Origin of the sequence: Microbacterium hibisci, from assembly GCF_015278255.1 — a bacterium.
GTDB classification, from domain to species: Bacteria; Actinomycetota; Actinomycetes; order Actinomycetales; family Microbacteriaceae; genus Microbacterium; species Microbacterium hibisci.
The window spans coordinates 135,611-141,849 of record NZ_JADIJC010000010.1 but is presented as its reverse complement, the minus strand read 5'-3'; the positions used below and the strand labels follow the sequence as shown (position 1 = coordinate 141,849).

The window sequence follows — 6,239 nt, the reverse complement described above, 5'->3', positions numbered from 1 at the left end:
CGCCGCTCCCGCGGCCCAGGCGCCCGAGGCTCCGGCCGCCAAGGCTCCCGCCGCTCCGGCGGCTCCGGCCGCCAAGGCGCCTGCCGCTCCGGCGACGCCCGGCGCGCCGAAGCCCGGCCCGGCCGCGGCGACGCCGCAGCCGCCGCGTCCCGGCGGCACCCCGCGTCCCGGCAACAACCCGTTTGCGTCCTCGCAGGGCATGGGCCAGCGTCCCGCCGGTCCGCGCCCGGGCAACAACCCGTTCGCGTCGGCGCAGGGCATGGGCCAGCGCCCGAGCCCCGGCAACATCCCGCGTCCGCAGGCTCCGCGCCCCGGTGCCCCGCGGCCCGGCGCTCCCCGTCCGGGCGGCGCAGGTCGCCCCGGTGGCGGCGGTCGTCCCGGTGCGCCGTTCCAGCAGCGTCCCGGCGGCCCCGGCCGTCCCGGCGGTGCCGGTGGTGGCGGCTTCCAGCGTCCCGGCGCGCCCGGCGCGGGCGCTCCCGGTGGCTTCGCCGGACGCCCGGGCGGTGGCGGCGGTCGCGGCCGTGGTCCCGGCGGCGGCACGGCCGGTGCCTTCGGCAAGGGCGGCGGCAAGTCGAAGCAGCGCAAGTCGCGTCGTGCGAAGCGGCAGGAATTCGAGATGCGGTCGGCGCCGGTCGTCGGCGGCGTCAACGTCCAGAAGGGCAACGGCGAGATCATCCGCCTGCGTCGTGGCGCATCGATCGCCGACTTCGCGGACAAGCTCGAGGCGCTGCGCGGCTACACCGTGCAGCCCGGCACGCTCGTGACGATCCTCTTCAACCTCGGAGAGATGGCCACGGCCACCGAGTCGCTCGACGAGGCCACGTTCGAGGTGCTCGGCGCCGAGCTCGGCTACAAGATCCAGATGGTCTCGCCCGAGGATGAGGACAAGGAGCTCCTCGAGGGCTTCGGTCTCGACCTCGAGGCCGAGCTGGAGGCGGAGAACGAGGAAGACCTCGAGATCCGGCCTCCGGTCGTGACCGTCATGGGTCACGTCGACCACGGTAAGACGCGACTGCTCGACGCCATTCGCCAGACCAACGTGGTCGCAGGCGAGGCCGGCGGCATCACGCAGCACATCGGTGCGTACCAGGTCTGGACCGAGCACGACGGCATCGAGCGTGCGATCACCTTCATCGACACGCCGGGTCACGAGGCCTTCACGGCCATGCGTGCCCGCGGTGCGCAGGTGACCGACATCGCGATCCTCGTGGTCGCCGCCGACGACGGCATCATGCCGCAGACGGTGGAGGCGCTGAACCACGCCCAGGCGGCGGAGGTGCCGATCGTGGTCGCGGTGAACAAGGTCGACAAGCCCGACGCCAACCCGGCCAAGGTGCGCCAGCAGCTCACCGAGTACGGCCTGGTCGCCGAGGAGTACGGCGGCGACGTGCTGTTCGTCGACGTGTCGGCGCGCCAGAACACCGGCATCCAGGAGCTCCTGGACGCCGTCCTGCTCACGGCTGACGCGGGGCTCGACCTCACGGCGAACCCGAACAAGGACGCGCGCGGTGTCGCGATCGAGGCCAAGCTCGACAAGGGACGCGGCTCGGTGGCCACCGTCCTCATCCAGTCCGGAACACTGCGCGTCGGCGACGCGATCGTCGCGGGCACGGCCTACGGCCGCGTGCGCGCCATGATCGACGAGAACGGCGACCCGGTCGAGGAGGCCTTCCCCTCCCGCCCGGTGCAGGTGCAGGGTCTCAACTCGGTGCCGCGTGCCGGCGACACGTTCATCGTGACCGAAGAGGACCGCACCGCGCGTCAGATCGCCGAGAAGCGCGAGGCCGCGGAGCGCAACGCGCAGCTGGCCAAGGCCCGCAAGCGCATCTCGCTCGAGGACTTCACCCGTGCTCTCGAAGAGGGCAAGGTCGAGTCGCTCAACCTCATCATCAAGGGCGACGTGTCGGGTGCCGTCGAGGCGCTCGAGGAGTCGCTCCTCAAGATCGAGGTCGACGACTCCGTCCAGTTGCGGATCATCCACCGCGGTGTGGGTGCGATCACCGAGTCCGACATCAACCTGGCCACGATCGACAACGCGATCGTCATCGGCTTCAACGTCCGTCCTGACACGAAGGCGCGCGAGCGCGCCGCCCGTGAGGGTGTGGATGTCCGGTTCTACTCGGTCATCTACAACGCGATCGACGACGTCGAGCAGTCGCTCAAGGGCCTGCTCAAGCCGGAGTACGAAGAGGTCCAGTCGGGTGTCGCCGAGATCCGCGAGGTGTTCCGCTCCTCGAAGTTCGGCAACATCGCCGGTGTCATCGTCCGGTCGGGCACGATCACGCGCAACGCCAAGGCGCGCGTCATCCGCGACGGCGTGGTCATCGCCGACGGCCTGGCCATCGAGTCGCTGCGCCGCTTCAAGGACGACGTCACCGAGGTCCGCACGGACTTCGAGTGCGGTATCGGCCTCGGCAAGTACAACGACATCCAGGTGGGCGACGAGATCGAGACCACCGAGATGGTCGAGAAGCCCCGCGCGTAAGTCGCGCACGTGAGGGGCGCCCTGTCGGTCAGGGCGTCCCTCACGCTTCGAAAGGAGCAGCATCATGCCTTCGGAACGTCAGGCCCGTCTGGGCGACCGCATCCGGGTGATCCTCGCCGAGCGTCTCGAGAAGGGTCTGCGCGACCCTCGGCTCGGATTCGTCACCATCACCGACGTGCGAGTGACCGGCGACCTCCAGCACGCCTCCGTGTTCTACACGGTGCTGGGCTCCGCCGAGGAGCGTGAAGCATCCGCCAAGGCGCTCAAGGCGGCGACCGGGATGCTGCGCTCGGAGGTCGGCAAGCACCTCAACGTGCGGCTGACCCCGTCGCTGGAGTTCATCCTCGATGCGATCCCCGAGAACGCGGGTCACATCGAGGACCTCCTGCGCGAGGCGCGCGAGCGCGACCAGGCGGTCGCCGGCATCGCATCGAGCGCGTCGTACGCCGGCGACGCCGACCCGTACGTCAAGCCGCGCGAGCTCGACGACGAAGAGTGAGTGCAAGGGCGGGCTGCCTGTCAGCCCGCCCTTCTTCGTCCTGCGGCCGGTTGCGGGCAGCGCCTCGCGTCAGGCGGGCAGCCTCAGGAGACCGGCGGATGCCTCGGCCAGCCCGTCGGCGATCAGCGAGTCGATCGCCCGGTCGCGCTGCCGTGGGTCGGGCCAATCGGGCACGACCTCGGCCAGCGGCACCGCGTGGGTCGCGGCATCCCGCAGCGTCTTGAGAACCGCGCCGCGCGCCTGCCGGTCGCTGCCCTCGTAGCGCGCCTGCTTGCGGCGCTCGTCGCCGGTGTCGGGGTACCCGGACGCGCGCCACACGCACAGGTGGCTGAGCGGGCACGCGTCGCAGCGGGGGATGCGGGCGACGCAGACGGTGGCGCCGAGCTCCATCGCCGCGGCGTTGACGATCGCCGCCGTGTCGCGGTCCTCCGGCAGCAGGGCGGCCATCGCGTCGAGATCACGCCGCGACGGAGGGCCGGGCTGAGACCTGCCGCCGAGCGCGCGCGCGAGCACCCGCCGCGTGTTGGTGTCGACCACGGGATGGCGGTCGCCGTAGGCGAAGACCGCCACGGCACGCGCGGTGTAGTCGCCGATGCCCGTGAGCGCGAGGAGGTCCTCGACGTCGCGCGGCACGGCGCCGTGGTGCCGATCGCGGATCTCGACCGCCGCCCTGTGCAGCCACAGCGCCCGGCGCGGATACCCGAGGTTCGCCCACTGCCGCACCGCGTCGGCCGGTGCCGCCGCGGCGAGATCGGCCGGTGTCGGCCACCGCGTCAGCCAGGCCTCGAGATGCGGGATCACGCGGTTCACCGGCGTCTGCTGGAGCATGAACTCGCTGACGAGGACGCCCCAGGCCCCGAACTCGGGTCGCCGCCACGGCAGGTCGCGCGCGTTGCGCCGGTACCACTCGACCAGGGGAGCGGCGAGATCGGACACGCGCTCCACCCTACGTCCCGGCCGCGCCGGCGTTCCCCTGCGCACCAGGGGAGATCCGCGGCGGCGAGGAGGAACTCGCCGTGGTCGTCCTCTCGCCGGCAGATGTCCTCTCGTGTGAAGCCGCCGCCCCTCCTCCCCAGGGAGCTCATCGGGCGGTCTGCCCCCGGATGGGCTGCGGGCCGGCGATTGCGGCACCAGCACGCAGAAGACTTGGCGGGTGACATGGACAGGGGATGGCGTGAACGCCAGCGATCCTCTTGCACCCAGATCTCCTCGGATCCGCCGCCGCTCCCTGCGGGCTGTGACCGGGCGGCGGGGCGGGGGCAGAGCGCGGACGAGACGACACAGGCGCGCGCCGTAGGCTGGAAGCATGCGCCTTCCCGTCACGCCGACCACGACGCTGTGGCGCGAACTGCGGGATCGCGTGCGGCGGCGCTACCGGGCCGGCCGCGTGGTCGTCGCGATCGACGGGCTCGACGGAGCGGGCAAGACGGTGTTCGCCGACGGACTCGCGGAGGTGTTCGCCGAGACCGGCGACGCCGTGTTCCGGGCGAGCATCGACGGCTTCCACCGGCCCCGGGCCGAGAGGTACGTGCGCGGGCGTCAGAGCCCCGAGGGCTTCTACCGCGACTCGTACGATTACGCGACCTTCCGGCGCGTGCTCATCGACCCGTTCCGGGACGGCGCGCAGACCGCGGGCACCACGGGATTCCAGCTGGCGGCCTTCGATGTCGGGCGCGACGCGCCCGTCGAGTCGCAGTGGGTCACGGCGCCGCGGGACGCGCTGCTCGTCGTGGACGGCATCTTCCTGCACCGGCACGAGCTGCGCGACCTGTGGGACGCCTCGGTCTGGCTCGAGGTGCCGTTCGAGACCGCCTACGCGCGCATGGCACTCCGCGACGGCTCCGACCCCGACCCCGATGCCCCGTCCAACGCCCGCTACCGGCAAGGGCAGGAGATCTACCTGCGGGAGGCGCGGCCCAGGGGCGCGGCATCCGTCATCGTCGACAACTCCGATCTCGGACGACCGCGGATCGTGGGGCGCGGCTGATGGCGGCTCCCGGAATCCTGCTGGTCGACAAGCCCGGCGGCATCACCTCGCACGACGTCGTCGCGCGCGCGCGACGCGCGCTCGGCACGCGCAAGATCGGGCACGCCGGCACGCTCGACCCGATGGCGACCGGGCTGCTGGTGCTGGGCGTCGAGGGCGCCACGCGCCTGCTGACGTTCGTGGTCGGCCTCGACAAGACGTACGAGGCGACGATCCGACTGGGCGTGTCGACCGACACCGATGACGCCGACGGGCAGGTCGTGGCGACGACGGATGCCTCGTCCGTCGGGTCCGCGTCGATCGCCGAGGCGATCACGGCACTGTCGGGCCTCATCTCGCAGGTTCCGAGCACCTACTCGGCCATCAAGGTCGACGGGCGGCGGGCGTACGACCTCGCCCGGTCGGGGGAGGAGGTGCAGCTCAAGGCGCGCGAGGTCACGGTGTCGCGGTTCGAGGTGCTCGCCGAGCGGCGCGACGGCGCGGTCGTCGACCTGGACGTCGTCGTGGACTGCTCGAGCGGCACGTACATCCGGTCGCTCGCGCGCGACCTGGGCGCCGCGCTCGGCGTCGGAGGCCACCTGACGGCGCTCCGTCGCACGCGCATCGGACCGTTCGAGGTCTCCGGCGCCGCCGCGATCGACGCGATCGCCGACGCGCCGCTCCGGGAGCCGGCCGCGGCCGCGGCCGCCGTGCTCGGGCGGCTGGATGTGACCGCCGACGAAGCGCGCGACCTGCGCCACGGCAAGCGGCTCGTGGGGGCCGCCGCGCGGCTGCCCGCCGACCCGACCGCCGCGATCGACCCCGACGGCCGTCTCGTCGGCATCGTCGGGCGACGCGGCGCCGACGTGAAGAGCACCATGAATATGCCCGAGGAGGCGCCCCGATGATCCTGTGGTTCACGATCGCGCAGGTGGTCGTCGCCGTGGCGGCCGGGATGTTCTGCGTCGTCGCCGGACTCGCCGGTCGTCGCCCGAGCGACTGGACGGTCGGCTCGCTCGCGCTCGTCGAACTTCTGCTGCTCGTGCAGGTGGTCGTCGCGATCATCGCGCCGTTCGTGGGCAACCCGCCGTCGGGAAGCCTGCTCGAGTTCTGGGTCTACCTGATCTCCGCCGTGCTGCTGCCGTTCGCCGCCGTGGCGTGGGCGCTGCTCGAACGCAGTCGCTGGAGCACCGTGATCATGGGCATCGCCGCCCTCTCGATCGCGGTCATGGTGTGGCGCATGCAGGTGATCTGGACGCTCCAGGTGGCGTAGCGGAACTAAACTCGTC

6 protein-coding genes are annotated in these 6,239 nt (G+C 72.1%); 5 read left to right on the top strand and 1 reads right to left on the bottom strand.

Translation table 11 applies throughout. The annotated features are described in order from the left end of the window. Both infB and rbfA read left to right on the top strand, forming a co-directional pair. Positions 1-2,485, top strand: a 2,485-nt coding sequence (gene infB / locus IM770_RS16565; protein WP_203582259.1) for a translation initiation factor IF-2, incomplete at its 5' end; no start/stop codon positions are given. Between the two features lie 64 nt (positions 2,486-2,549). Continuing rightward, positions 2,550-2,984, top strand: a complete 435-nt coding sequence (rbfA, locus tag IM770_RS16560) for a 30S ribosome-binding factor RbfA (RefSeq protein ID WP_203582258.1) — start codon at positions 2,550-2,552, stop codon at positions 2,982-2,984. Between the two features lie 69 nt (positions 2,985-3,053). Here rbfA and IM770_RS16555 read toward each other — a convergent pair whose 3' ends face one another. Further along, the gene (locus IM770_RS16555; RefSeq protein WP_307785490.1) at positions 3,054-3,920 is read right to left on the bottom strand and encodes an HhH-GPD family protein; all 867 of its coding nucleotides are present in this window, start codon (positions 3,918-3,920) and stop codon (positions 3,054-3,056) included. A gap of 370 nt (positions 3,921-4,290) precedes the next feature. Between IM770_RS16555 and IM770_RS16550 the strand changes: the two genes are divergently transcribed. The 3 genes from IM770_RS16550 to IM770_RS16540 are packed head-to-tail and all read left to right on the top strand — an operon-like array spanning position 4,291 to position 6,223. Beyond that, complete coding sequence (locus IM770_RS16550) at positions 4,291-4,971, top strand: nucleoside/nucleotide kinase family protein (protein WP_203582257.1); 681 nt, start codon at positions 4,291-4,293, stop codon at positions 4,969-4,971. After that, positions 4,971-5,858: a tRNA pseudouridine(55) synthase TruB gene (truB, locus tag IM770_RS16545; protein WP_203582256.1), complete on the top strand. Its 888-nt coding sequence runs from the start codon at positions 4,971-4,973 to the stop codon at positions 5,856-5,858. Before IM770_RS16550 ends, truB begins: the two co-directional genes overlap by 1 nt. After that, positions 5,855-6,223, top strand: a complete 369-nt coding sequence (locus IM770_RS16540; RefSeq protein ID WP_203582255.1) for a hypothetical protein — start codon at positions 5,855-5,857, stop codon at positions 6,221-6,223. Before truB ends, IM770_RS16540 begins: the two co-directional genes overlap by 4 nt. The last annotated feature ends 16 nt before the right edge of the window (positions 6,224-6,239 follow it).